This is a genomic window from Halorussus litoreus, assembly GCF_003382685.1.
Taxonomy (GTDB): domain Archaea; phylum Halobacteriota; class Halobacteria; order Halobacteriales; family Haladaptataceae; genus Halorussus; species Halorussus litoreus.
This window is the reverse complement of the sequence record NZ_QLVG01000069.1, coordinates 1-23,649: the sequence shown is the minus strand read 5'-3', so window position 1 is coordinate 23,649 and position 23,649 is coordinate 1. Positions and strand designations below refer to the sequence as shown.

The 23,649-nt window shown below is 66.5% G+C and carries 24 protein-coding genes and 1 tRNA gene; 12 read left to right on the top strand and 13 right to left on the bottom strand.

All coding sequences use genetic code 11. The annotated features are described in order from the left end of the window. Nucleotides 1-40: 40 nt before the first annotated feature. Entirely contained in the window at nucleotides 41-1,129 is a 1,089-nt protein-coding gene (locus DPQ64_RS17200) for a phosphotransferase family protein (RefSeq protein ID WP_115865535.1), read from the top strand. 31 nt (nucleotides 1,130-1,160) lie between these two features. Here the strand turns inward: DPQ64_RS17200 and DPQ64_RS17195 are convergent, their stop codons facing one another. The 3 genes from DPQ64_RS17195 to DPQ64_RS17185 form a co-directional block, all read right to left on the bottom strand. After that, nucleotides 1,161-1,682, bottom strand: coding sequence for an Lrp/AsnC family transcriptional regulator (locus DPQ64_RS17195; protein ID WP_115865534.1), 522 nt, complete (start codon nucleotides 1,680-1,682; stop codon nucleotides 1,161-1,163). A 59-nt stretch (nucleotides 1,683-1,741) separates the two neighbouring features. Further along, nucleotides 1,742-3,376, bottom strand: coding sequence for a long-chain-fatty-acid--CoA ligase (locus tag DPQ64_RS17190; protein WP_115865533.1), 1,635 nt, complete (start codon nucleotides 3,374-3,376; stop codon nucleotides 1,742-1,744). Nucleotides 3,377-3,668: 292 nt separating this feature from the next. After that, a tRNA-Val gene (locus tag DPQ64_RS17185) sits at nucleotides 3,669-3,742 on the bottom strand. Nucleotides 3,743-3,833: 91 nt separating this feature from the next. Here DPQ64_RS17185 and DPQ64_RS17180 point away from each other — a divergent pair. Further along, on the top strand, nucleotides 3,834-4,103 hold the full coding sequence (locus tag DPQ64_RS17180) for a DUF7538 family protein (RefSeq protein ID WP_115865532.1): 270 nt from the start codon (nucleotides 3,834-3,836) through the stop codon (nucleotides 4,101-4,103). 200 nt (nucleotides 4,104-4,303) lie between these two features. Next, nucleotides 4,304-6,265: an ABC transporter ATP-binding protein gene (locus tag DPQ64_RS17175; RefSeq protein ID WP_115865531.1), complete on the top strand. Its 1,962-nt coding sequence runs from the start codon at nucleotides 4,304-4,306 to the stop codon at nucleotides 6,263-6,265. A gap of 151 nt (nucleotides 6,266-6,416) precedes the next feature. On the opposite strand, the gene DPQ64_RS19685 is transcribed toward DPQ64_RS17175, so the two are convergent. From DPQ64_RS19685 to DPQ64_RS17160, 3 genes are all read right to left on the bottom strand, one after another. Further along, complete coding sequence (locus DPQ64_RS19685; RefSeq protein ID WP_232820619.1) at nucleotides 6,417-7,229, bottom strand: hypothetical protein; 813 nt, start codon at nucleotides 7,227-7,229, stop codon at nucleotides 6,417-6,419. Nucleotides 7,230-7,371: 142 nt separating this feature from the next. Further along, nucleotides 7,372-8,235, bottom strand: coding sequence for a trehalose-phosphatase (otsB, locus tag DPQ64_RS17165; protein WP_115865538.1), 864 nt, complete (start codon nucleotides 8,233-8,235; stop codon nucleotides 7,372-7,374). Between the two features lie 28 nt (nucleotides 8,236-8,263). Next, a complete protein-coding gene (locus tag DPQ64_RS17160) occupies nucleotides 8,264-9,826 on the bottom strand; it encodes an alpha,alpha-trehalose-phosphate synthase (UDP-forming) (RefSeq protein ID WP_115865529.1) in 1,563 nt (520 codons plus the stop codon). Nucleotides 9,827-10,171: 345 nt separating this feature from the next. Between DPQ64_RS17160 and trpB the strand changes: the two genes are divergently transcribed. Further along, entirely contained in the window at nucleotides 10,172-11,335 is a 1,164-nt protein-coding gene (gene trpB / locus DPQ64_RS17155; RefSeq protein ID WP_115865528.1) for a tryptophan synthase subunit beta, read from the top strand. 25 nt (nucleotides 11,336-11,360) lie between these two features. Here the strand turns inward: trpB and DPQ64_RS17150 are convergent, their stop codons facing one another. The 3 genes from DPQ64_RS17150 to DPQ64_RS17145 form a co-directional block, all read right to left on the bottom strand. Further along, nucleotides 11,361-11,864: a hypothetical protein gene (locus tag DPQ64_RS17150; RefSeq protein ID WP_157971768.1), complete on the bottom strand. Its 504-nt coding sequence runs from the start codon at nucleotides 11,862-11,864 to the stop codon at nucleotides 11,361-11,363. A gap of 95 nt (nucleotides 11,865-11,959) precedes the next feature. Continuing rightward, nucleotides 11,960-12,109, bottom strand: coding sequence for a hypothetical protein (locus DPQ64_RS18985; RefSeq protein ID WP_157971767.1), 150 nt, complete (start codon nucleotides 12,107-12,109; stop codon nucleotides 11,960-11,962). A 107-nt stretch (nucleotides 12,110-12,216) separates the two neighbouring features. Further along, complete coding sequence (locus DPQ64_RS17145; RefSeq protein ID WP_115865537.1) at nucleotides 12,217-12,711, bottom strand: deoxyuridine 5'-triphosphate nucleotidohydrolase; 495 nt, start codon at nucleotides 12,709-12,711, stop codon at nucleotides 12,217-12,219. A 204-nt stretch (nucleotides 12,712-12,915) separates the two neighbouring features. Between DPQ64_RS17145 and DPQ64_RS17140 the strand changes: the two genes are divergently transcribed. Together DPQ64_RS17140 and DPQ64_RS18980 are read left to right on the top strand one after the other, a co-directional pair. After that, nucleotides 12,916-14,892 carry an aconitate hydratase gene (locus DPQ64_RS17140; protein ID WP_115865526.1) on the top strand — a complete coding sequence of 659 codons (1,977 nt, stop codon included), beginning with the start codon at nucleotides 12,916-12,918 and terminating at the stop codon, nucleotides 14,890-14,892. A gap of 192 nt (nucleotides 14,893-15,084) precedes the next feature. Then, nucleotides 15,085-15,234, top strand: coding sequence for a hypothetical protein (locus DPQ64_RS18980; RefSeq protein WP_157971766.1), 150 nt, complete (start codon nucleotides 15,085-15,087; stop codon nucleotides 15,232-15,234). Here the strand turns inward: DPQ64_RS18980 and DPQ64_RS17135 are convergent. Then, nucleotides 15,218-15,628 carry a DUF7718 family protein gene (locus tag DPQ64_RS17135; protein WP_449272266.1) on the bottom strand — a complete coding sequence of 137 codons (411 nt, stop codon included), beginning with the start codon at nucleotides 15,626-15,628 and terminating at the stop codon, nucleotides 15,218-15,220. The two genes, DPQ64_RS18980 and DPQ64_RS17135, sit on opposite strands and share 17 nt — an antisense overlap. A 402-nt stretch (nucleotides 15,629-16,030) precedes the next feature. Here DPQ64_RS17135 and DPQ64_RS17130 point away from each other — a divergent pair, with 402 nt between their 5' ends. From DPQ64_RS17130 to DPQ64_RS17115, 5 genes are all read left to right on the top strand, one after another. Next, a complete protein-coding gene (locus tag DPQ64_RS17130; protein WP_115865524.1) occupies nucleotides 16,031-16,585 on the top strand; it encodes a GNAT family N-acetyltransferase in 555 nt (184 codons plus the stop codon). A gap of 367 nt (nucleotides 16,586-16,952) precedes the next feature. Continuing rightward, nucleotides 16,953-17,468, top strand: a complete 516-nt coding sequence (locus DPQ64_RS17125) for a DUF5810 domain-containing protein (RefSeq protein WP_115865523.1) — start codon at nucleotides 16,953-16,955, stop codon at nucleotides 17,466-17,468. A 157-nt stretch (nucleotides 17,469-17,625) separates the two neighbouring features. Beyond that, complete coding sequence (locus tag DPQ64_RS17120) at nucleotides 17,626-18,036, top strand: DUF5809 family protein (protein ID WP_115865522.1); 411 nt, start codon at nucleotides 17,626-17,628, stop codon at nucleotides 18,034-18,036. A gap of 56 nt (nucleotides 18,037-18,092) precedes the next feature. Continuing rightward, nucleotides 18,093-18,242, top strand: coding sequence for a hypothetical protein (locus DPQ64_RS18975; protein WP_157971765.1), 150 nt, complete (start codon nucleotides 18,093-18,095; stop codon nucleotides 18,240-18,242). A gap of 82 nt (nucleotides 18,243-18,324) precedes the next feature. After that, nucleotides 18,325-18,855 carry an NUDIX hydrolase gene (locus DPQ64_RS17115; RefSeq protein WP_115865521.1) on the top strand — a complete coding sequence of 177 codons (531 nt, stop codon included), beginning with the start codon at nucleotides 18,325-18,327 and terminating at the stop codon, nucleotides 18,853-18,855. 15 nt (nucleotides 18,856-18,870) lie between these two features. On the opposite strand, the gene DPQ64_RS17110 is transcribed toward DPQ64_RS17115, so the two are convergent. Continuing rightward, the gene (locus DPQ64_RS17110) at nucleotides 18,871-19,563 is read right to left on the bottom strand and encodes a uracil-DNA glycosylase (protein WP_115865520.1); all 693 of its coding nucleotides are present in this window, start codon (nucleotides 19,561-19,563) and stop codon (nucleotides 18,871-18,873) included. 78 nt (nucleotides 19,564-19,641) lie between these two features. Between DPQ64_RS17110 and DPQ64_RS17105 the strand changes: the two genes are divergently transcribed. Then, the gene (locus DPQ64_RS17105) at nucleotides 19,642-20,169 is read left to right on the top strand and encodes a GNAT family N-acetyltransferase (RefSeq protein WP_115865519.1); all 528 of its coding nucleotides are present in this window, start codon (nucleotides 19,642-19,644) and stop codon (nucleotides 20,167-20,169) included. A gap of 17 nt (nucleotides 20,170-20,186) precedes the next feature. On the opposite strand, the gene DPQ64_RS17100 is transcribed toward DPQ64_RS17105, so the two are convergent. Together DPQ64_RS17100 and DPQ64_RS17095 are read right to left on the bottom strand one after the other, a co-directional pair. Next, nucleotides 20,187-22,124 carry a hybrid sensor histidine kinase/response regulator gene (locus DPQ64_RS17100; protein WP_115865518.1) on the bottom strand — a complete coding sequence of 646 codons (1,938 nt, stop codon included), beginning with the start codon at nucleotides 22,122-22,124 and terminating at the stop codon, nucleotides 20,187-20,189. 91 nt (nucleotides 22,125-22,215) lie between these two features. After that, on the bottom strand, nucleotides 22,216-23,523 hold the full coding sequence (locus DPQ64_RS17095; RefSeq protein ID WP_115865536.1) for a ribonuclease catalytic domain-containing protein: 1,308 nt from the start codon (nucleotides 23,521-23,523) through the stop codon (nucleotides 22,216-22,218). Nucleotides 23,524-23,649 lie beyond the last annotated feature (126 nt).

Sequence of the window (23,649 nt, the reverse complement as noted above, 5' to 3'; positions counted from 1 at the left end):
CGCGCCGCCCGCCCGCGAACGCCCGGAGCCGAGTGACACCATGACCGACGACAGCGAAGCCACGACCGACGACGCAGACTACCTCGACCGACTCGTCGACGAGGACGCGCTCCGGGCGTACCTCACCGAGCGACTGGGGAGCGCCGACCGGTTCGCGGTCCACCATCACGGCGAGGGCCACTCGAACGAGACGCTGTTCGTGGACTGGGGCGACCGCGAACTCGTCGTCCGCCGTCCGCCGCCGGGCGAGACCGCCGAGACGGCCCACGACGTGCTCCGGGAGTACCGCGTGATGGACGCGCTCCAGCCGACCGACGTGCCGGTTCCGACCACGGTGCTGGACTGCGAGGACCACTCCATTCTCGGCAGCGACTTCTACGTGATGGAGCGGGTCGCGGGCGACGTGCTCCGGAGCGCCGAGCCCGAACGGTTCGAGACGCCCGAGGCCCGCCAGCGCGTCGGCGAGGAGTTGGTCGACACCCTCGCGGCCGTCCACGGAGTCGACTCCGACGCGGTCGGACTCGGCGAGTTCGGTCGCCCCGAGGGGTACACCGAGCGACAGGTCGAGCGCTGGACGACGCAACTGGGCTGGGCGTTCGAGCGCACCGCCGACGAGCGCACGGTTCCACAGCTCCGCGAGGTGGGCGACTGGCTGGCCGCAAACTGCCCGCCCGACCACGAGCACGCGCTGGTCCACGGCGACTACAAGCTCGACAACGTGCTGTTCGCGCCCGGCACGCCGCCGGACCTCGCCGCGGTGCTCGACTGGGAGATGGCGACGCTCGGCGACCCGCTGGCCGATCTGGGCTGGCTGCTGTCGTACTGGCGCGACCCGGGCGACCCCGACCCCGCCACGCCCGAACTCACCGCGACGTTCATGGAGCGCGAGGGGTATCCGACCCGGCGGGAGCTGGTCGACCGGTACGAGGAGGCGACCGGCATCGAGTACGACCACGACCGGTTCTACCGGGCGCTCGCGGTGTACAAGCTGGCCGCGCTCGGCGAGATGTTCTACCGGCGGTATCTGGAGGGTAACAGCGACGACCCGCTCTATCCGACGATGGAAGATCGGGTGCCGGCGCTCGCCGAGCGCGCGAAGCGGATCGTCGAGGGTGAGGAACCGCTGTAGCTTCGGACTGCCGTTTCGGCGCGGGAACTGCCTACTCCTCGCCGTTCAGCCCCGCGAATATCTCGGGGTCGGTGCCGAACTTGAGCACGTTGTGAACCGCCGAATTCCGGATGTTGGCGACCAGGTCGCCGTGGTCCTTGTAGAACTCGTGAATCCAGCGCGACTCGGACTCGCGGTCGGGGAACATCATCACGGTCTTCCACTGGTACTCGCCGTCCGAGAGGAAGTAAAAGAGGGTGTGGGGGTCGTCGCGGATGGCCGCCATCGCGTCGCGCCACCCGTCCTCGAAGTTGGCGGCGTCGAACTTGAACTCGAACAGCCCGAAGATGTAGTACTCCTCGTTGGGGATGATGGCCTCGCGGAACACGCCCTCCGCGCGCATCTCGCGGACGGACTCGCTGACGGTGACGTGCGAGACGTCGATGTCGTACTCGTCGGCGAGAATGTCGGTGAGGTCGCGGGAAGACAGCTGGGGGTCCCGGGTGAGTTCCCGGAGGATGGCGATGTCGCGGTCCTTGAACTCCCGGTCGGGCGATTCGCTCGCGTCGGTCATGTCACTCCATTTTTGCGACCGCGTGAAGAGGATTCCCCTTCGAGCTACTCCTCTTCGAGCTATTCCGCGCCCTCCGATTTCTGGTCGCGCTCCTGCAACTCGAACTTCTGGACCTTCCCGGTCGTCGTCCGGGGCAGTTCCTCGACGAACTCGACCTCGCGGGGATGCTTGTACTCCGCGAGGTTGTCCAGACAGAACTGCCGCAGCTCGTCGGCCGTCACGTCCGCGTCGGGAACCGGCATCACGAACGCCTTGACCGTCTCGCCGCGGCGCTCGTCCGGAATCCCGACCACGGCGACGTCCGCCACGGCCTCGTGCTCGAACAACAGCTCTTCGACCTCGCGCGGGTAGACGTTGTACCCGCCGGTGTTGATGGTGTGTTTCATCCGGTCGACCACGTAGAAGAAGTCGTCCTCGTCCCAGTAGCCGATGTCGCCCGTGTGGAACCAGCGCGTCCCGTCGCGCTCGGTGAACGCCTCGGCGTTCGCGTCCGGCAGCCCCGCGTAGCCCTTCATCACGTTCGGCCCCGCGACGACGAGTTCGCCCGTGATCTCGTCGAGGTCGGCCACTTCGGCGGCTTCGCCGCCTCCGTTTCGTTGCGACGAAGTCGCAACGCTTTCTTCGTCGAGAGGGCCTTCCTCGACTCGCGGGCGCTCCTCGAAGTCCGCGTCGACGATCTTCGCGTCGACGTCCGGTAGTGGCTTGCCGATGCTCCCGACCCGGCGGCCCGCCTCGGGCGAGTTGAAGTGGGTCACGGGGCTGGTCTCGGTGAGGCCGTACCCCTCGTAGATCTTCACGTCGAATAGCTCCTCGAACCGCCGGAGCACCTCGATTGGGATGCCCGACCCACCCACGCCCGCGAGCCTGAGCGACGACAGGTCGAACGACTCGGCGTCGGGCTGGTTGATGACGTCGTTGTACATCGCGGGCACGCCGTGCATGATGGTGAGCTGCTCGCCCTCGACGAGCGAGACGGCCTCCTGGGCGTCCCACTCCGGCAGTGGGTAGTACGCCCCACCGTTGAACAGCGTCGAGTTCATCACCACGGTCATCCCGTAGATGTGGAACAGCGGGAGGACGCCGAGCTGCTTGTCGTCGGTCCGGATGCTGTCTGGCACCAGCCCGGCGGCCACCTCGGCGTTCGACGCGAGGTTGCGGTGGGTGAGCTGGACGCCCTTCGGCTGGCCCGTGGTCCCGCTGGTGTACGGCTGGACCGCGACGTCGTCGTCGGCTCTCTCGACGACTTCGAATTCGGAATCGGCCTCGCTCAGGAACGCGCCGAAGTCGGTGCCCGCGTCGGCCCCCTCGCTCACGGTGACGACGTGCTCGACGGCGGTGTCCTCGCGGACCTCCTCGACGAACGGCACGAGGTCCGACAGGGTGACGACCACCTCGGCACCGCTGTCCGAGAGCAGGTGGCGTATCTCCCGGGACTTGTACTGGGGGTTCATCGGTACGACGACGCCGCCCGCCCGGAGCGTGCCGTGGAACGCCGTGACGAACTGCGGTAGGTTCGGCAGATACACCCCGACCCGGTTGCCCTCCCCGAGTCCGCGATCGGCCAGCCCCGCCGCGAACTGCCCGACTCGCGCCCAGAACTCGGCGTAGGTCGTCTCCCGACCGCGGAACGAGACCGCTACCTCGTCGGGGTGGTCCTCGACGACGCTCCGGACGTTCGTGACAAGATTTGCCATACGCTTCGAACAGCGTAACACGCGTACTAAAGATTTCGCCCCGTGAGAAACCGATGTTCCATCTCCGGCTCCTGTCTGTTAACGAGCGTAGCCACAAACTCGAATTGATTTACAGTGGAAACAGAACGGGTCTACAGCTGTTTCGCATTCCCCGCTCCGCTCGTCGCGTTGCGCCGTCAGAAGTGGGTCCGGGCGGATTCGAACCGGAGCAAGACGTGCTCGTTTCACTGCGCGTCTGGCAGGGCTCGAATCTGCCGAGACCATCCGCTCCTCACCGTCGTTCGTCGCAGGATGGGTCCGGGCGGATTCGAACCACCGACCTCAGCCTTGTAAAGGCCGCGTCATAACCAACTAGACCACAGACCCTGTGTTCGACCAAATCCGCTCGCCGGAAATAACTGTTACCTTCTCGGTCGACTTCCGTAACGCTCACCACGGCCGCCGAACACCGTCCACCATGGACGAACGCGTCGACGCACTGGCCGAGCAGGACGGCTGGCGGGCCGAGGGGTTCGCCGCTCGCGTCCACTATCAGGGTGCGGACGACCACTACAGCATCGAGTACTACGCGCCGAGCAACTGCGTGCTCTACTGGAAGGTGAAAGACGATGGGGAGACTGCGGTCCCCGTCGGCCGCGACACGGTACCCGAACCCCTCCGCGACCGCATTCGGCAGGATCTGGCCGATTCCGGGGTCGACCCCGAGGTCGAGGCACGGTCGCTGTAGCGAGTCGGACTCCTTGCGAGCGTTGCGCGACGACTTCTCCGCGTCGGTTCTTCCCCCTTGCGACTCCTCCACAATGCACCGCCAATCATAAGGTCCGAGTTTACGTCACTTCGAAATCCACGATGAACGGGTATATTCGCTGACAGAGTGTTTCGATTCGAAGGAAAGTTTTTCAACGGCCGAACCTATCACCAGAGACAATGAGCTATATAGAGGACGACGACGACCCGTTCGAGGAACAACGGGAGCAGGCCGAGAACCCGATGAAACGGCTGTTCCTCGAATATGGAAGTGACAACACGCTGGCGTTCGCAACTGGCGTAGTGGCGAGCGTCTTCGCGAGAGTGCTAAATCTGCTTCCACCGGTGATTCTCGGTGTCGCTATCGACTCGCTGTTCGGCGATCAGTCGAACCAGATACCGTACGCAGACGCGATGGGGGGTTCGCTGCCGCTCGTGTCGAGCAACATGGTGGCCGCTATCATACCGGCGGGACGGACCGGCCAGTTCTGGTTCTCCGTCGGAGTTATCGCGGCCGCGTTCGGCTTCGGCGCGGCGTTCCACTGGGCGCGCAACTGGGGCTGGAACTCGTTCGCCCAGAACATACAGCACGCCATCCGGACCGACACGTACGACAAGATGCAGCGGCTCAACATGGACTTCTTCGCCGACAAGCAGACCGGCGAGATGATGTCCATCCTCTCGAACGACGTGAACCGCCTCGAACGGTTCCTCAACGACGGGATGAACTCGGCGTTCCGGCTGGGCGTGATGGTATTCGCCATCGCAGCCTTCCTCTTCGCCATCAACTGGCAGCTTGCACTCGTCGCGATGGTTCCGGTGCCGCTCATCGCTATCTTCACCTACAAATTCATTCAGATCATCCAGCCGAAGTACGCCGACGTTCGCTCGACGGTCGGGCAAGTCAACTCCCGACTGGAGAACAATCTCGGTGGCATTCAGGTCATCAAGACGAGCAACACGGAGTCGTACGAATCGGACCGCGTCGAGGACGTGTCTAACGAGTACTTCGGAGCAAACTGGGGTGCTATCGTCACCCGCATCAAGTTCTTCCCCTCCTTGCAGATACTCTCGGGGCTCGGTTTCGCGCTGACGTTCATCATCGGCGGCCTGTGGGTGTTCAATGGCGAAGGACCGTGGTTCTTCACTGGCACCCTCAGATCCGGCGAGTTCGTCACCTTCATCCTGTTCACCCAGCGGTTCATCTGGCCGATGGCGCAGTTCGGCTCCATCATCAACATGTACCAGCGTGCGTACGCCTCCAGTTCCCGAATCTTCGGGCTGATGGACGAGCCGAGCCGCATCACCGAGGACCCGGACGCCGAGGAACTCGTGGTCGACGACGGCGACGTGGAGTACGACGACGTGACCTTCGGCTATGACGAGGAGGAGACCATCGTCGAGGACGTCAGCTTCGAGGTCGACGGCGGCGACACCCTCGCGCTGGTCGGCCCCACCGGCGCGGGCAAGTCCACCGTGCTGAAGCTGCTGCTGCGGATGTACGACGTCGACGAGGGTGCCATCCGCATCGACGGCACTGACCTCCGAGAGACGAGCCTCCAGAGCCTCCGCCAGTCCATCGGCTACGTGAGCCAGGACACGTTCATGTTCTTCGGGACGGTCCGGGAGAACATCGCCTACGGCACGTTCGACGTGACCGACGAGGAGGTCGTCGAGGCCGCGAAGGCCGCCGAGGCCCACGAGTTCATCACGAACCTGCCGGACGGCTACGACACGGAGGTCGGCGAGCGCGGCGTCAAGCTCTCGGGCGGTCAGCGCCAGCGCATCTCCATCGCCCGCGCGGTGCTGAAAGACCCCGACATCCTCGTGCTCGACGAGGCGACCAGCGACGTGGACACCGAGACGGAGATGCTCATCCAGCGGTCGCTCGACGACCTCACGGTCGACCGTACCACGTTCGCCATCGCCCACCGGCTCTCTACCATCAAAGACGCCGACCAAATCGTGGTGCTGGAGGGCGGCGAGATCGTCGAGCGCGGGACTCACGACGAACTCCTTGGCGAGGACGGCCTCTACGCCCACCTCTGGGGCGTGCAGGCTGGCGAGATCGACGAACTCCCCGAGGAGTTCATCGAGCGCGCCGCCCAGCGGACCGCGCGAACCGAGACGGACGACGACTGATTCGGTCGTCGAACTGTCGGCGACCGAATCAGTCGTCGGGCCGCCGACGACTCCCCTGGGACCGACCACCGAGCGCTAATTTTTCCGAACCCCGCTACTGCGGTCGGCGCGCGGGTGCCGGTCGCGCCGCGACCGGCACCCGTGCGCCGACCTACTTCCGCCGATACTTGCCGCCGCCCTTCTCGCGCTGGAAGTCCCGCTGGCGGTCGCGTTGCCTGTCGAGTCGTCGCTCGTGCTCGCGCACGTCGCGCTCGCGCTCCGGCGTCCGCCGCTTGCGCGTCCAGTTCCGGTCGCGTCGGCCGCGGTACTTCCGCACCTCGGACGACTCTCCGTCCGCCATCCCGGAGCGGTCGTCGCGACTCGCCGATTCGCCTTCTCGTCGGCCCGCCCCGCGCTCGCCGCGGCCTGCCGGTTCGGACGGGCCGGTCGGCTGTCGCGGCGGCTGAGTCCGTTTTGGTTCGCGCTCGGTTCCAGCCGGGCGACTCTCGTCGGGACTCGAACTCGACCCTCCGGAGAACTGCTCTGGCGGGGATTGCCGACCGGCCCGAGGGTCCTGCGGCTGGCGGTCGGCCGGGCGGCGGGTTTCGGGTTCGGACTGTCGCGAGTCGTACCGGTGCGACTCAGGTCCGGTTGACCGGCTCCCCGCCCCCGTCTCTGTCGGCTGCCCGCCGCGCCCCGTCTCTGTCGGCTGTCCGCCGCGCCCCGTCTCTGTCGGCTGTCCGCCGCGCCCCGTCTCTGTCGGCTGTCCGCCGCGCCCCGTTTCTGCTGGCTGCTCGCTCGACTCCTGTTCGGGCGGTCGCGCTCGTGCACCGTACCGGCGTGGCGGTTGGCCGCCGTGACCCGCCCCGCCGTTTCGTTTCCGTTCGTCGTTTCGTTCCCGTCCGCCGTTCCGGTAGGTGCCATCCCCGGGTTCGGCACCCGTCTGTCCTCGCTCGTCGTCGGTGTCGCGGTCGTGAGAAGCCATCGTTGCGTGGGAAGGTTGACCGAATCGGCGAATAAACCGGTCCGACCGTTCACATCGTTCGGGGCCGTCGAGGCGAGTTCAACGCGGCGTTACGTACGGGAACCGACACACTGAGAATCCCTTATCTGGCGGCTCACGGCCGCTAGACGGGAAAATCGGAGTCCTCGGCCGCAAGAAACGACGTGCCGTAGCTCCCCAGCCAGTCGAGGACCGCGCGGACCGCCTCGGGGTCGGCGACCCGGTACCGAGCCACGGTGTCCGGGTCGTCGCCGACCTTCACCGCGAGCCCGTGGTCGGCCAGCACGGCGAACGCCGCCTCGTCGGTCGTGTCGTCGCCGACGTACGCGGGGAGCCAGTCCTCACTCTCGGGAACGAGTTCGGCCTCCAGTTGGCGGACCGCCTCGCCCTTGTCCCACTCGACGTCCGGCCGGATTTCGAGCACGTCCTTGCCGGTGGTCAGGCGCACGTCCTCGCGCTCGGCGACCACCGACTCCACGGCGTCGACGACCGCGGGTACGTCCGGTTCGTCGACGAGCCGGTGGTGGACCGTGAGCGTCACGCCCTTGTCCTCGACAGTGGCTCCCTCTACGTCGGCGAGATCTCCGACCAGCCGGTCGCGTATCTTGGCGATGGTCTCCTCGGCGGCGCGGGCCTCCGGATGGAGGACGTACTCGTCGGTGTGGATCTCGAAGCCGTGGTTCCCGGCGTACGAGAGCCCGGGGATTCCGACCCTGTCGCGCAGGTCCGAGAGTTCCCGGCCGCTGACGACGGCGACCTCGACGTTCGGCTCGGCGGCCAACGCCTCGATGGCCTCGCGCGTCGCGTCTGGGATCGCGGCCGCGCCGGGCGTGTCCGCGATGGCGGCCAACGTGCCGTCGAAGTCGAGCGCGACCAGCAGGCCGTCGTGACCCACGAGCGCCGAGACGACTGCGTAGAGGTGCTCGCGGAGCGGCTCCGGGAGTTCCGGGTCGGCGTCTGCTTCGGTCGTGGAATCCTCCTCGGTCATGGCGTCGTCCTCGGTCGTGGAATCGCCCTCAGTCGTCGGTCGGCTGCGGGGCACGCGGGTCGCGGATGGAGCGCCGGCCGCGCTCGATGGCCGCGGCGGTCTCGAAGGTGGATTCGAGCCACGCGAACACGTCCTCGGCGTGGACCGCGCGCTGGAGGTCGGCGATGCGCTGCTGGCGCTCGCGCCGCGACAGCGACAGCGACTCGTCGATGGCGTCGGCGACACCGGCGGCGTCCCGCGGGTGGATCAGCGTCGCGCCGTCGCCCAACTGCTCGCTCGCACCCGCGAGTTCGCTCAGGACGAGCACGCCCGGGTCGCGGGTCTGGGCCGCGACGAACTCCTTGGCGACGAGGTTCATCCCGTCCTGGACCGGCGTGACGAGGCCGACGTCGGCCTCCCGGAGGAGCGCCGCGATGCCCGCCTCGGGCAGGTGGTCGGTCAGCGAGACGATCGGCGTCCAGTCGTCGGTGCCGAACCGGTCGTTGATGCGCTCGATCTCGCCGTCCACGCGGTCTTGCAGGTCGTCGTAGGCGTCGATGCCCGACCGACTCTCGGTGCCTTTCTGGACGTAGGTCAGGTCGCCGCGCCGCTCGGGGTACGTCTCCCAGAGCCGTTCGAGCGCGGCGAGGCGCTCCTCGATGCCCTTGGTGTAATCGAGGCGCTCGACGCCCACGGCGAGCGCGGTCCCGGAGCCGGCGAGTCCGTGCGCAGCACTGAACTCGCCCCACCACTCGTCGGCGGCGTCGCTCTCGGCGAGTTCGGCCTGCCTGCTGGCGTCGATGCCGAGCGGGAACGACTGCACGAAGGTCCGCTTGCCCCGGTACGAGACGCTCCGGCTGCCCCGGTCCACGCGGGCGTCGGTCGCGGCTTCGACGCAATCGAGGAAGTTCCGGCAGTACTGGTCGGTGTGAAAGCCCACGAGGTCGTTGGCGAGCAGGCCGTCGAGCAGCTGTTCGTACTGCGGAGCGGCCTGGAACACGTCCCACGACGGCCAGGGCACGTGCCAGAAGTGCGCGAGGAAGGCGTTCGGGCGCTCGTCTCTGACTCGCCGCGGAGCCAGCGCGAGGTGGTAGTCCTGGAACCAGACCACGGGCTCGTCCGTCGTCGATTCGATCACGGCCTCGGCGAAGTCGTCGTTGGTCTCGCGGTACTCGTTCCAGAACGACTCACGGGCGTCGACCTTCGCGGTGTCGAGATGACACAGCGGCCACAGCACCTGATTGCTGTACCCGCGGTAGTAGCCCTCGACCTGCTCGTCGTCGAGCCACACCCGCCGGAGGTCGTACGACGGGTCCTCCGGCGGGACCGTCACCGCGTCGTCCGGGCCGACGACCTCGCGATCGGCGTCGCCGTCGCCCCACGCGACCCACGTTCCCTCGACGCGCTGCATCACCGGGTCGAGCGCAGCCGTGAGGCCGCCCGCGGGACGGTCGACTCTGACCTCCCCGCTCTCGCGGTTACCCTCCCCGCCCTCGCAGTAGTGGCTGTACGGTTGGCGATTCGATACCACGACGAGTTCGCGGTCGTCACAGAACTCCGCGACGGTCTCTGCGGCTGATTCGGCGGTCGCCCCTGTCTCGTTTGCGGTCATTTGAGCGTAGTTCTCCCGTTCCCCCGGCGGACCGTCCGCCGTCGGTGAGTCTACTGTCGGACGATTGACTACGCGCCCGGATAACCCAGTCGTCCGTTCAGGTCAGTTCACGAACGTTCCACCCTGCGGAACGGTGGACTGTCCCGGTCAGGCCCCGTTTGTACTCGCGTAAGCTCCGCTTGTCGTCCGGAACGCACCGGTTGAAAATCGAATCGTCGTCGGTCTGGTGTCGAACGGGGACGTATTACCGGCGACGAATCGAGTCACGACGACCACGTCCGACTCCAATTACGTGCACTAATAACCACAGTTATGCATTTGTACGCGGAACGCACAGTGAGAGCTATGTCACGAGACGATGCCCGATTCGGCGACTTCGGCGGTCGCCACGTTCCCGACCCGCTCGAAGAACCACTCGACGAACTCGCGCAGGCGTTCGACGAGATCCACGACACCGACCGGTTCCGCGACCGGTTCCAGCGAACTCTGCGGTCGTTCGCCGGACGACCTACCCCGCTGTTCCACGCCGAGCGACTCTCCGAGGCGTACGGCGCGCAGATCTACCTCAAGCGCGAGGACCTGCTCCACGGCGGCGCGCACAAGATCAACAACTGCCTCGGGCAGGCGCTGCTGGCCGAGGAGGCCGGCAAGACCCGACTCATCGCCGAGACCGGCGCGGGCCAACACGGCGTCGCGACCGCGATGGTCGGTGCGATGCTCGGCCTCGACACCGAGATCTACATGGGCAAGAAGGACGTCGAGCGCCAGAAGATGAACGTGTTCCGGATGCGGCTCATGGGCGCGGAGGTCAACGAGGTCACCCGCGGCGGGGCCGGCCTCGCCGACGCGGTCGACGCCGCGCTGGAGGACCTCGCTAGGAACGTCGCGGACACCCACTACCTCGTCGGCTCCGCGGTCGGCCCGGACCCGTTCCCGCGGATGGTCCGGGAGTTCCAGTCGGTCATCGGCCGCGAAGCCCGCGACCAGATCCAGGAGCAGGCCGGCCAACTGCCGGACGCCGCGGTCGCCTGCGTCGGCGGCGGGTCGAACGCCATCGGCCTGTTCCACGCGTTCCGCGACGACGACGTAGCCTTCTACGGCGCTGAGGGCGGCGGCGAGGGCGAGGGGTCGGGCAAGCACGCCGCGCCGCTCTCGGAGGGCGCGGCGGGCGTCAAACACGGGATGAAGACCCGCGTGCTCGACGACGACACGGAGGTCCACTCCGTCTCGGCGGGGCTGGACTACCCTGCGGTCGGCCCCGAGCACGCGATGTTCCGGGCCGTCGGCCGGTGTGATTACCGGCCGGTCGAGGACGACGCCGCGCTGGAGGCGTTCCGTACCCTCTCGGAACTGGAAGGCATCATCCCTGCGCTCGAATCCAGTCATGGGCTCGCGCTCGCGAAGGACCTCGCGGCGGACATGGACGAGGAGGACGTGATCTTGGTGAACCTGAGCGGGCGCGGCGACAAAGACATGGAGCAGGCCGCCGAGATGTTCGATCTGGGGTAGCGGAGCGGTCGAGGGAGGAACGGCTTCACTCGATGTCGTCCGAGCGGTGTGGCGTCTTCGGCGGCAGGACATTGACGTTCTCGTTCCACGCGAGGTTGGTGAGGTCGCCGTCGAGCGAGACGACGTAGGTCTCCTCTGCTTCACGTTCTTTGTTCAGCCTGACTGCGTCAAGAACGAGGGTTCCTTCGTGAAACTTGAAGTCAATTGACTCCCACCGGTGATAGAGATTCTTGACACTGCTGGCAACTTCCCGCTCAGGTGGTCCATCATTTGGTCTTTGCCACGGTCTGGCTCCGTGAAGAACGTAAATCTGAGAATCCACGACTGCGTCCCAGAAGCGATTCGTTGCGTATGAATCCTGTTTGCTTCTGACCGACCCCATCACTTCGGCGAGGACGTGCGATGTCGTGAATATCCCTGCATTTCGCCGTTTAGCCTCTTGGAACACGTAATCCACGACCGGGTGTCGCTTCGGACGCAAGGTGGTGTAGACCGCCAAGAGTGCTTCTTTTCCGAATGCGAAGTTCACGGGTCCTTGCGTACAGGGACTGAGTTCTGCTTCCGAATGACCCTCCAGCGCTGCGGCTGGTCGTCGATTGCGTACGGACATTTTTTGGAGAGTCGTTACTCTGAGTCGTCTATGACTATGCGACCCTCGTCGAACAGCGGGTCGTCCTCGTCCGGACTCAGGCGTTCCTCGAACTCGAACGAGCTCTCTAACTCTATGTCGATGTACTCCTGAACTGCCTCGCTGTGGTCCGATGAGTTCGTCATCTGTGAAATCTCCTGATGTGCAATCCTTCCTCCTAATCGTATAAAAAGTTCAGGTCCTCGACATCGCGACCGCCCGCAACCCGCCCTTATCGCGGCCTTCCGGAGATTTAGAACTCGTCGAGTGCGACGTTCTCGCCCTGATACGACCCGGCGTACGTCCCGTCGTGGTCGGCCTCCGCGAGGACGAGTTGGGCGATTCGGGCTCCTCGCTCCAGTTCGACTTCGTGGTGGACCTCCAGCAGCCCTTCACCCTTCCCCTCGTAGCCGGCGTCCCAGACCGCGGTGTTCAGCATGCAAGAGTTGCGCATGAGCGACGACCGGGGGTAGATGAACCCGACGTGGTTCTCGGGAATCGCGACCGTCTCGGCGTACTGGACGACGTAGCCGCCGGGGCTCAGGCTGTAGGTTTCGGGTGCGTCTTCGCTACGCTGTTCTGTCGCCACCTTCTCGCGCTCGCCGATCTCCTTGCCGTCGCTCCCGATGCGACCGGGTTCGACCTGCTCGTAGACCGCGGCGAGCGTGAGGTCCACGCCGTTTGGCTGGACCTGCTCGGGGTCGGTTTCGGTAATGTGCTCGGCGACGAACGAACCACTCTCGAACATGTCGTGGGGCTTCCGGCCGAAGGATATAGCCTTGACGGAGTCGGTGGCCGTGGCGGAACCGGTACGGACCGTGAAGTCGACTCCGACCGTGATACTGTCCATCGGTTTGCTCAATTTTTGCCGCAGGGCGGCCGGATTTACCACCGATCAGTGAAACCGAAACACGCGGGATTTATACGCGTGGAGGGTCGATATTCGGACGATATGGGACAGACGCTAACGGAAAAAATCCTGGAGGACCACCTCGTCGAGGGCGAACTCGAGACCGGCGAGGAGATCGGTATCGAGATCGATCAGGTCCTCGCGCAGGACACGACAGGGACGCTCGTCTGGCTCCAGTTCGAAGCGCTGGACCTCGACGAAGTCCAGACCGAACTCGCAGCGCAGTACTGCGACCACCAGACCTACCAGTTCGACTTCAAGAACACCGACGACCACCGCTTCCTGCGGTCGGCCGCGGGCACCTTCGGCGCCCACTTCTCCCGACCCGGCAACGGTATCTGTCACAACGTTCATAAGGAGAACTTCGCCGCGCCCGGCAAGACGATGCTCGGGAGCGACTCCCACACGCCGACCCCCGGCGGCATGGGCGAACTCGCCATCGGTTCCGGCGGCCTCGACGTGGCCGTCGCGATGGGCGGCGGTCCGTACTACTTCGAGGTGCCCGAAGTCGTCAACGTCCGGCTCGAAGGGGAACTCCCCGATTGGGCGACCGCGAAGGACGTCATCCTCGAGATGCTCCGACGCCTCAGCGTGAAGGGCGGCGTAGGCAAGATCTTCGAGTACACCGGTCCGGGCGTCGAGAGCCTCTCGGTCCCCGAGCGGACGACCATCACCAACATGGGCACCGAACTCGGTGCGACCTCGTCGATCTTCCCGACCGACGAGAACACGAAGGACTACCTCGAGCGCCTCGGCCGCAGCGAGGAGTACGAGAAGTTCCAGCCCGACGACGACGCCGACTACGACGACCAGATCACCATCGACCTCTCGGAAATCGAGCCGCTCATCGCCGAGCCGTCGATGCCGGACAAGGTCGTCCCGGTCCGCGAGGCCGCGGGCACCGAGGTCGATCAGGTCATGATCGGCTCCTGTACCAACGGCGCGTACGAGGACATCCTCCCGGCAGCGAAGATGCTGGAGGGCCGTGAGACCAACAAGACGACCGACATGATCGTCGCACCCGGCTCGAAACAGGCATCCGAGATGCTGGCCCGCCAGGGCTGGGTCTCCGAGATGATGGCCGCTGGCGTCAACTTCTCCGAGGCGACCTGCGGTGCCTGCATCGGCATCGGTCACGTGCCGGCCAGCGACTCCGTCTCGCTGCGGACGTTCAACCGCAACTTCGAGGGTCGCTCGGGCATCGAGGACGACAGCGTTTACCTCTGCTCGCCGGAGGTCGCCACCGCCGCCGCGATCAAGGGCGAGATCGTCGACCCGCGCGACCTCGCCGACGACCTCGGCGACCTGGAGGACCCCGGCTTCGAGCTGCCCGACGAGTACACGGGTAGCAAGGCCGACCTCATCTCCCCCGAGAACGCGCCCGACGACGAACTCATCAAGGGCCCGAACATCAGCGAGGTCCCGCTGAAGGACGAGCTCGACTCGCACCTGCAGGGGCCGAACCTGCTGAAGATGGGCGACAACATCACGACCGACCACATCACGCCCGCGAACGCCGACGCGCTGAAGTTCCGGTCGAACATCCCGGAGTACTCGAAGTTCACGCTCACCCGGGTCGACGACACGTTCCCGGAGCGCGCGCTCGAATCCGACGGCGGATTCCTCGTGGCCGGCGAGAACTACGGTCAGGGGAGTTCGCGCGAGCACGCCGCGCTCTGCCCGATGTACCTCGGCGTGGAGGGCGTCCTCGCACAGAGCTTCGCCCGCATCCACAAGGCGAACCTGTTCAACTTCGGCCTCATCCCGCTGACCATCGACGAGGAGACCTACGAGAAGATCGAGCAGGGCGACGACATCGAGATCGTCGACGACGTGGCCGAGGCGGTCCGGTCCGGTCAGGAAGAGTTCACGGTCCGCGTGAACGACGACTGGGAGGCCACCGCGCACCTCGACGCCTCCGAGCGCGAGCGCGAGATCCTCGCGGACGGCGGCAAGCTTCCGCACACGAAGAAGCAGGCCCAGGGCGGTAGCTCCGGCGCGACGCCCGCGGACGACTGATTAACTGACCGTTCTCCCGTTTTTCGCATTGCCGTCAGCGGTGCAGTTTCGCGAATCTTTACCTTCCAGCAGGGATACCAGCGGCCCAAGGACTCCTCGACGGCTCGCGTAGGTTCGGTGGTGGAATCGAGTCAGCATCAAGTTTTTAGGTGCTGTACAACAAGGTACGAATGAAGCAAACTGGAACCAACGATGGCACTCAAACGACGGGACGATAACACGGCCGCCGAGGAACTGAGCGAACGAACCGGACGGCCGGTCGACGAATTCGAACCGGACTTCGAGGAGTTTCCCATCCCCGACGCAAGTGAGCAGGACTGGGACGTCATCGACGATGCGTAACCGCCCAGTAATCGTCGTCGATACCCTGTAACGTTTCGAATCGTTCGAGCAGGAAGTCGAGATTCTCTCTCAAGTACTCCTCACACCAGCGCGACGCCTCGTTGACGGGGACGTGCGGAAAATCCCAGGCTCGCTCGTACGTGCCGTCGGCTCGGTACACGTCGAGATGAAACCCCTCCTCTCGGACGTCGTGGCCATCCGAACTCTCCGGGTTGTGATCGAAACGGGCGACCTGTCGCCACTCGTCGCAGCGCTCGGGCCAGTAGAACTCCCCATCGAATCCGTATTCGAGTTGGACCACGAACCGAGTAACAGTCCTACGGTCGGTGGAAAAGTCACGTAGGATACGAGCGTAAGGGTACACCGTATACCTGTACGTGGAGACGTCCGCCATCATAAGATTACCTATTTAGACTACACTGCTGTGTCCGTAAAAACAACTCGTTTGAGAACGTCGCTGAACGAACTGACGGCAGCGGACTGGAAGGCCTCGTAGTGAGGGGGTCCGCGCACTGTAACCCTAATCCCATCTTGGTAACTGTGTACCAGCGGTCCTCCCGCGAGCGACGACCGTCGGAAGACCATCCGCTCTCCGAACCTACGGCACGAAGCGTCGCTGCTGGCGGCGCTGAGCGCTGGAAAAGTCGTCCCAAAAGGTGGGGTGGGTGGGGAGATTTCGGGAGCTTGCACCTCCGGCCGGAGAGTGCGTTTCTTCCTTACGATTGGGGATACTAAAAAATTTCGGGGTCCGCATCGGGCATGACACTCATTAGGGCCGGGCGAATAGGCGTGCGCAGTGACTACGACTCCCGCGGCCCCCTCGACCAACGTTCGAGTACGGCAGGCGGTGCAGGCCGACCTGCTCGCGGTGCTACGGATCGAGCGCGCCTCGTTCTCCCAGCCGTGGCCGTTCGCCGCGTTCGACCGGTATCTCGGCGAACCGGGCTTTCTGGTCGCGACCGTTGATACCGCCAGTACCGACGGCGACGCTTACCGGTTCGACGAAAGCGGTCATGGTGCGGCCGAGAGTACCGAGGGGGCCGACGAGAGCGTGGTCGGATTCGCGGTCGCGGATCTGGTCCCGAACCACGGCCGGGCGTTCGGTCACGTCAAGGACATCGCGGTGCATCCCGACCACCGCGGCGAGGGCGTCGGCGCGCGACTGCTCGAACGCGCGCTCGCCGTGCTGGCGGTCGGGGGTGCCCGGAGCGTCAAGTTGGAGGTACGGGAAAGCAACGACCCCGCGCTGTCGCTGTACCGCGACTTCGGCTTTCAGCACCTCCGCACCGTGTCCCGGTACTACGACGACGGCGAGGACGCCCTGATTCTGGTCGTCGACCTCGACGCTTGAGGAGTCATGCTGCGTTTCGGTGCTCTCGGGTTCTACGAAACCGCTTTTCGGTCGTTTTTATTTTCGAAAGCCCCCGCCCGCTCGCAATCGCCCAGCGACAACTCCCCGCTCGCTGGCGCTCGCCGGCAGACGGTCCTCGTCGCGTTGCTCCTCGGCTGCGACTGCCGAGGTCACACTCGCTTCGCTCGCGTGACCGCTCGGAGAGGGGGTCGCTGCGGCGACCAAGCGATGCGCCAGCGCCCGGCCCCTTTCAGTCCCCCCGAGAGTGGTGCACTCGACCGAGCGTCCGTCTCGAAGGCAGTCGTTCCGAGGGCCCCAGCCCGCGTCGAGCGTGGCGCTTTTCGGTCGGGCCGACCTACGGTCGGGCATGGGACACGCCTGCCCGGTCTGCGAGACGCCCCACCCGGACGCCGAACACCTCGCCAATCACCTCGCGTTCACGGCGATGCTCGGCGACGACGACCACGAGGCGTGGCTCGACGAGCACGCGCCCGGCTGGGAGGAGGACGGCGAAGCCGAACTCGCCGAGCGCGTCGACGAGCGCGCGCCGGAGGTCGGCTTCCCGCAGGTGTTCGAAGACACGACGCCGGACCACAGCCACGACCACGACGAACCCCGCGGCGGCGACCTGTTCGAGGACGAGGTCGAGCGCGCGAACGGTCGCGGTCGCGGGTCGATGGCCGGCGGTGGTGGTGCAGGCACGAGCGAGTCGGGAGCGCGCGGGCGCGGCGCGGGCGCGCTCGACGCCGAGGCACAGGAGATCTTGCAGGAGGCGCAGGAGATGACCCGCGAGATGCTCGACGACGAGTCCGGTGAGAGCGAGGGCGAAGCCGATGCGTCCAGCACGGGTGGCGGTGAAAACTCCGACGAGAGCGACGATTGACCGGACGACTCGCGAACGCTCGGTGGACCAACGGACAGGACACCGAGTGTTTCCCCACCGGAAGATTCGCTTACTGTAATCGTGGCGGCCGAACTGGATCCCGCAACTCCCGAGTAGAGGACGAAAGCGAGTAGTCCCCCGACTCCGAACCCCGAGTATGAACACCCACGGATTTCTCGCACCCGAGAGCGAGGCCGACGCCCGCGAGCGATTCGAGGCAGTCGGCCCCGCGGCCCAGACGGTCGTCAAGGAGACCGCGAAGGCGATGGCGTTCGACGCCGACGAGTACGACGAGCGCGTGACCGGCGAGGTGGTCGAGACCGCCCGCGACGCCCTGTTCGCGTCGCTGCTGGAGGTTCGAACCGGGACGCGCGAGGAGTACGAGGCGTGGCTGGCCGACCGCGACCGCGAGGTGGTCGAGCGCGGGAACGAGAACGTCTCGCGCGTCGCGTGGCACGACGCGCTTGGCGAGACCGTCGTCGCCGCGACCTACGAGAGTGAAGAGCAGGCCGCAATCGGTGCGCTTCGTCGACAGGCGTTCGGGCAGGTGTACCACGATGTGGTGTAGTCACCGGTTCGCCGGGTCGGCGAACGTTTTTTAGGATCAGTCGGTAACTCCCAGATATGACAGAAATCCAGGTGTCGAAGCTCGGCGTGTTGGGCGTCCTCGGCGTTTTCGGTGTCTGGACGAACGAGCCGGCACTGTTCGGGCTGTTCGGGCTGTTCGCCCTCTTCGCCTCCGACAGCACGGTCGAACTGCCCCTCTCGGTGTAGCCGAGGCGAGTCCGGACCGAACGCGGTCGGCCTCCGAGCCCGATAGCCACGCTTTAGCGCGTCCGACCCGACAGCCCTCGACATGAGCGAGGACTGGCGCGTCGTCGAGTCGGTCACCGAGTACGAGAACCGGTGGTACAGCGCGGGCTACGACCTCGTCGAACAGCCCGACGGCTCGACCAACGAGTACTACTGGGTCGACCTCCCGCCCGCCGCGGTCGTGCTCGCGGTCGCGGACGAGCAGGTCGTCTTCGTCGAGCAGTACCGCCCGGTTATCGGCGAAACGTGTCTGGAGTGTCCAGCCGGCATCGTAGAAGACGGCGAGTCGTTCACCGCGGCCGGCGCGCGCGAACTCCGGGAGGAGACCGGCTTCGAGGCGGCGGGCGTGAGCCTGCTAGAGTCGTTCAACGTCGCCACCGGCGTCCTGCGCCACGAGCGCGGCATCGTCTTCGCGGAGGGGCTCACCCCGGTCGAGCGCGACCTCGGCGAGAACGAGTTCCTGTCGGTCCGGTCGGTGCCGGTCGACGAGGCGCTGGCGGCCGCGCGCGAGGCTCCGGCCAACGACGCCACCATCGAGGCGCTGCTGCTCGCCGACGAGGAAGGGCTCATCTGAGCGCCGGGGAGTCAATCACCGCGAGCGCGCTACTGCCTTCCGAAGCGCGTCGACGTACTCCTCCCGGGCGTAGCCGATGCGGGGCAGCCAGACGTTCTGGTACGACGGATGCAACAGCGGTAGGACAGTCGCGTCGAACGCTCCCGACTCCACCGGGTCGAGAACCGCGTCGAGGAACCCGCCGGAGAGCGCGTCCGCTGGCTCGCGGCCGTGCCGCTCGCCGTTTCGAGACTCCGGTGGAGTCTCGCAGCCCAGCACCGACAGCGTGGCGTGCTTGCCGGTCGGCGCGATCACCGCGGGCCGGACCTGCTCGATCTCGGCTCGGAGGTGACCCCGGCAGTTCGCGCGCTCGGTGGCGGTGGGTTCGCGGTTGGACGATTCCCCTTCGTCGGAATCGCCGTCTACCGGGAAGCACTTCACCGCGTTCGTGAAGTAGCATTCGTCCGGAGCCAACCCCGCGTCGGCGAACAGCCCGCGGATCTTCCGCCCGGAGTGGCGCGAGGTGTAAGCCATCCCGGTCCAGTTACCGCCCCGCCACCGGTCCGCGTCGGGATCCCCGTATGCCGGCGCTTCCCCCACGACCACCACGTCGGCGTCGAGCGAGCCGTTGCCCCACGAGATGCGCTCGCGGGAGTCGGCCAGCGCGGGGCACCGCGAACACCCCGGTTCGAGGACGTTCCGCGAGTCGGGGTCGGGGGGCTCGGGCATGGTGCGTGATTTGCACTCCGCGCTACTCAATCCCGCGCTCGCGGAAACTACTTACCGCCGGTCGCACACGACCCACGCATGGACGCGACCATCCGCGACGCGACCCCCGAGGACGCGTCGGCCGTCCGCCGCGTCGCCCGCAAGTCGTGGCACGCCGCCTACGACGACATTCTCGGCGTAGAGACGGTCGACTCCGTCGTCGACGACTGGTACGACGCCGAGGGGCTGGCGCGGTCGGTCCGGCGGGACGACGGACGATTCCTCGTCGCCGAATCGTCGCCCGACGCTGGAATCGTTGGCTTCGCGCAGGCGGTCCTCGGCGACGGGGGTGCGAACGCCGCGACCGACGGTTCCACCGCGGCCGAACTCCCGCGCATCTACGTCCACCCTGACCGCTGGGCGGAGGGCGTGGGGTCGGCGCTGCTCGACCGCATCGAGTCGTGGTGTCGCGAGGAGGGGGCCGGCCGGCTCCGACTGCTCGTGCTGGCGGACAACGAGGTCGGCAACGCGTTCTACGAGGCGCGGGGCTACCGGACCGTCGGCTCCCGTGAGTCGGAGTTCGAGGGCCAGACCGTCACCGACTACGTCCGCGAGAAAGAGCTGTAGTCGGGATTGTTGCGTAGTCAGGACTGAACGCGCTGGAAGTCCATCTCGACGCGCAGCCCGCCCGCCTCGGCCTCGGTCGCCCGGACCGACCAGCCGTGCGCGCGAGCCACGTCCTCGACGATGCGGAGCCCCAGCCCGCTCCCCGACTCCGATTCCGTGTACCCTCGCTCGAACAGTCGGTCGTGGTCGCCGCCGACGCCCGGCCCGTCGTCGGCGACGTAGACACCGCGCTCGCAGTCGAGCGAGCCGACTTCCACGGTGAGCGCGGGGCCGCCGTGTTGTCTCGCGTCGTCGGCCTCCGGCCGATTGCTCGTGGAACCGTGTTCCACGGCGTTGTCGAACAGGTTCTCGAACAGTCGCCGAAGTCGAGCGGGGTCGCCAGAGATCTCCTCGGGGAGTTCGCCGACGGTGAGGGTCGCGTCGTCGGTGTCGACCATCTCCCACGCGTCCTCGACCACCGAGGGGACGGATACCGCGGTCGGCTCGCGGACGGTCTGGCCCTGCTCGGCGAGTTCGAGCGCCTCGTCGACCCGCTCCTCGATCCTGGTCAGCGCGGTCAGCAGCGGTCCGGTCCGGTCGCTGTCGCAGTCCTCGGCGAGCAGTCGAGCGTTGCCGTCCGCGACTTCGAGAGGGTTGCGCAGGTCGTGGCCGAGGACGCTCGCGAACTCGTCGAGCCGCTCGTTCTGGCGCTGGAGTTCGCGCTCCCTGCGCTTCTGGTCGGTGATGTCGGTGTAGATGACGAACCCGGCGGCGTCGTCGGTCGGCGTGGTGACCGTGTGGAGCAGGAAGTCCCGCAGACCGTCCTCGGTCACGCGGCGGACCTCCTTGCCGGAGATGCGCTCGCCGTTCCGGAGTCGCTCGTTTATGGCCGCAGCCTCGCTTTCGTCGCCCTCGGGCACGATGCGGTCGTCGACCGACCGGCCCGCGAGGTCGTCGGCGTCCCACCCGAACACCGCCTCGAACGCCGGGTTGACCTCGTGGGCGACAGCCTCTTGGCCGTCGAGTGAGCGGATGGCGACCGCCTGCGGAATGTTGCGGAACAGCGCGGCGAACTTGTCGCGCTCCTCGCGGAGTCGGGCCTCCGACTCCATCCGGTCGAGCGCGGCCCCGACGTGGGCGAGCAGGAGTTCCGCGAGTTCCTGGTCGCGGTCGTCGAACCCCTCCACGTCGCGCGAGACGGCCTGAAACACGCCGTGGTCGTCTATCGGGATGGTCATCACCGAGCGGTAGTTGGGCTCGGCCGGCGCGGCCTCGTGCGAGCGGAGGTCGTCGATGCGGACCGACTCCTCGCCGCGGAACACCTGCGCCGCGAAGCTGTCGTCGTCGTCCATGCGGGTCGACCGGTAGTAGCCGTCGGAGGGGACGCCCTTGGAGACGGCCTGGGGGACCAGCCGTGGTCCCTCCCGGAGGCTGATGTCGCACAGGTCGAACTCGAGGATCTCCTCCGCGGCGGCGACCGCGAGCCGACAGAGTTCGGTGCGGCCCGAGCAGGTGGCCGCCTTCGCCGCGGTCTGGTGGAGCGCCTCGATCTTCTCCTGGGTCCGGCGGAGTTCGGCCTCGGTCCGGCGCTGGGCGATGGCGTTCTGGATGCGCTTGGTCAGTACCTCGTAGTGGTCGGGACCCGACCCCTTCTGAACGTAGTCGGTGACGCCCGCCGAGATGGCCTCGGAGGCGATCTCCTCGCTCCCCCGTCCGGTGTATAGGATGAACGGGAGCGAGGGGTACTCCTCGCGGACCGCCTCCAGAAGCTCCAGCCCGTTCATCTCTGGCATGTTGTAGTCCGAGACCACGCAGCCGAACGCCGGGCCGTCGCGGACGAGCGCGAGGCCATCGCTCGCGGTAGTCGCGGTTTGGACCGACAGTCCGCCGTCGATGCGACGGAGGTGGTCGGCTACCACGTCGGCGAGGCCCGGTTCGTCGTCCACGACGAGAACCCGCTTGGCAGAGGCCGCCATGTACGATGAAGGCCGACAACGTCGTATAAAGTTTCCGAGTGTTACTCGCGAGCGAAAAGTTCGAAACGCCGAGCGACTGACGGCGGCGACCCTACTCCTCGACGACTTCGACGCCGCGGTTGTTGACCGCCGAGGGGTCGAGGCCGACCTCTTCGAGGTACTGCTTGTACTCGCGCTCGCAGGCCTCGGCGTCGGCCTGCTTGTCGCTGGCGCGGTCACAGAGCGCCACGAGGTCCTCGGGCACGTCGTTCGTGTAGACGATCCAGTGGTTGATGAGGTCGGAGAGTCGCCGAATCGGGCTGGTGAAGTGGCCGTAGATCTCGAAGTTGAGCGCGTGGTGGCCGCCGAACGGGTCGTTCATGTACTTCGCGCGGGGCATCACCTTCATCACGGCCCACTGGATCTTGTCGAGCTGTCGCGCCGGGGCCTCTTCGAGCGTGGCGTTGACCGCCTTCCGGGGGTCGTCCCACGCCTCGCCGGGGATGGAGACGCCGTCGAGCTCCTGGATCTCCTGGAGGGCCTCGCCCCACTCGTCGGGGCTTGGCTGTGGGTGGACCCGGTACATCGCCTCGACGCCCCGGTCCCACATCAACTGGTGCGTGACGGCCTTGTTGGCCTTCAGCATGCACTCCTCGATGATGGTGTGTGCCCGGTCCCGCCGGGGGTTCAGCACGAGGCTGCCGTCCTCCTTGCGCTGCTCGTGCATCCGGTCGGCGAGCTTCCAGACGAGTTCGTTCTTCTCGGCGAGGTCCACCTCCTGATCTTCGAGCAGGTCCTCGGCGGTCTCCGGCTCGTCGAGCAGGCGCTCGGCCTCGCTGTAGGTCAGTCGGGCGTCGCTCCGGACGACCGACTTGTAGATCTCGATGTCCTCGTAGCCGAGGTGTTCCTTGTCGAGGTGCATCTCGACGGTGTGGGCCAGCCGGTCCTCGTTGGGCACCAGCGAGCAGACCGTCTCGGCGAGGATGGGCGGCAGCATGTGGATGGTGTACGCCGGCAGGTAGACGGTGTTGGCCCGCTCGACCGCCTCCTCCCACATGTTGGTCTCGGGGTTGACGTAGTGAGTCACGTCCGCGATGTGGACCCACAGCACGTACTCGTCGTCGCGCTCCTCGATAGACAGCGCGTCGTCGAAGTCTTGGGCGTCCACCGGGTCGGTGGTCCACGTGGTCATGTCCCGGAGGTCGCGGCGCTCGTCGACCTCGTCGGCGATCTCCTGCTGGATGTCCTCGGTGCGCTTCTCGGCCTCGGTGAGCACCGCGTCGGGGAACTCGTCGCGTATCTCGAACTTCTCGAACAGCTCCTCGCGCCTGTCCGCGAGCCGGTCGGCCACCTCCTGTGAGATCTCGACCGGCCCCTGTCCCTCGACGGTTCCGGCCTCGGCCTGCGCGTCGCTGGTCATACCGAACAGTTGCGGCGTCGAGTAGTTAGTCGTGTCGGAGCGGATTGCCCAGTTTCGTCGGAGCGAGCCGTCACCGGACCCCTGCGCTGGCGGGCCGGACCGGTCCGGTCGCGACCGGACCGGTCC

Coding starts and splice junctions, on each gene's coding strand:
- DPQ64_RS17160 (WP_115865529.1), bottom strand. CDS start 9,826: ATGACCGCAAACGAGACAGGGGCGACCGCCGAATCAGCCGCAGAGACC.
- DPQ64_RS17140 (WP_115865526.1), top strand. CDS start 12,916: ATGGGACAGACGCTAACGGAAAAAATCCTGGAGGACCACCTCGTCGAG.
- DPQ64_RS17115 (WP_115865521.1), top strand. CDS start 18,325: ATGAGCGAGGACTGGCGCGTCGTCGAGTCGGTCACCGAGTACGAGAAC.
- DPQ64_RS18980 (WP_157971766.1), top strand. CDS start 15,085: ATGGCACTCAAACGACGGGACGATAACACGGCCGCCGAGGAACTGAGC.
- DPQ64_RS17125 (WP_115865523.1), top strand. CDS start 16,953: ATGGGACACGCCTGCCCGGTCTGCGAGACGCCCCACCCGGACGCCGAA.
- trpB (WP_115865528.1), top strand. CDS start 10,172: ATGTCACGAGACGATGCCCGATTCGGCGACTTCGGCGGTCGCCACGTT.
- DPQ64_RS17120 (WP_115865522.1), top strand. CDS start 17,626: ATGAACACCCACGGATTTCTCGCACCCGAGAGCGAGGCCGACGCCCGC.
- DPQ64_RS18975 (WP_157971765.1), top strand. CDS start 18,093: ATGACAGAAATCCAGGTGTCGAAGCTCGGCGTGTTGGGCGTCCTCGGC.
- DPQ64_RS17135 (WP_449272266.1), bottom strand. CDS start 15,628: ATGGCGGACGTCTCCACGTACAGGTATACGGTGTACCCTTACGCTCGT.
- DPQ64_RS17145 (WP_115865537.1), bottom strand. CDS start 12,711: ATGTTCGAGAGTGGTTCGTTCGTCGCCGAGCACATTACCGAAACCGAC.
- DPQ64_RS18985 (WP_157971767.1), bottom strand. CDS start 12,109: ATGACGAACTCATCGGACCACAGCGAGGCAGTTCAGGAGTACATCGAC.
- DPQ64_RS17180 (WP_115865532.1), top strand. CDS start 3,834: ATGGACGAACGCGTCGACGCACTGGCCGAGCAGGACGGCTGGCGGGCC.
- otsB (WP_115865538.1), bottom strand. CDS start 8,235: ATGACCGAGGAGGATTCCACGACCGAAGCAGACGCCGACCCGGAACTC.
- DPQ64_RS19685 (WP_232820619.1), bottom strand. CDS start 7,229: ATGGCTTCTCACGACCGCGACACCGACGACGAGCGAGGACAGACGGGT.
- DPQ64_RS17105 (WP_115865519.1), top strand. CDS start 19,642: ATGGACGCGACCATCCGCGACGCGACCCCCGAGGACGCGTCGGCCGTC.
- DPQ64_RS17175 (WP_115865531.1), top strand. CDS start 4,304: ATGAGCTATATAGAGGACGACGACGACCCGTTCGAGGAACAACGGGAG.
- DPQ64_RS17100 (WP_115865518.1), bottom strand. CDS start 22,124: ATGGCGGCCTCTGCCAAGCGGGTTCTCGTCGTGGACGACGAACCGGGC.
- DPQ64_RS17190 (WP_115865533.1), bottom strand. CDS start 3,376: ATGGCAAATCTTGTCACGAACGTCCGGAGCGTCGTCGAGGACCACCCC.
- DPQ64_RS17110 (WP_115865520.1), bottom strand. CDS start 19,563: ATGCCCGAGCCCCCCGACCCCGACTCGCGGAACGTCCTCGAACCGGGG.
- DPQ64_RS17095 (WP_115865536.1), bottom strand. CDS start 23,523: ATGACCAGCGACGCGCAGGCCGAGGCCGGAACCGTCGAGGGACAGGGG.
- DPQ64_RS17195 (WP_115865534.1), bottom strand. CDS start 1,682: ATGACCGACGCGAGCGAATCGCCCGACCGGGAGTTCAAGGACCGCGAC.
- DPQ64_RS17200 (WP_115865535.1), top strand. CDS start 41: ATGACCGACGACAGCGAAGCCACGACCGACGACGCAGACTACCTCGAC.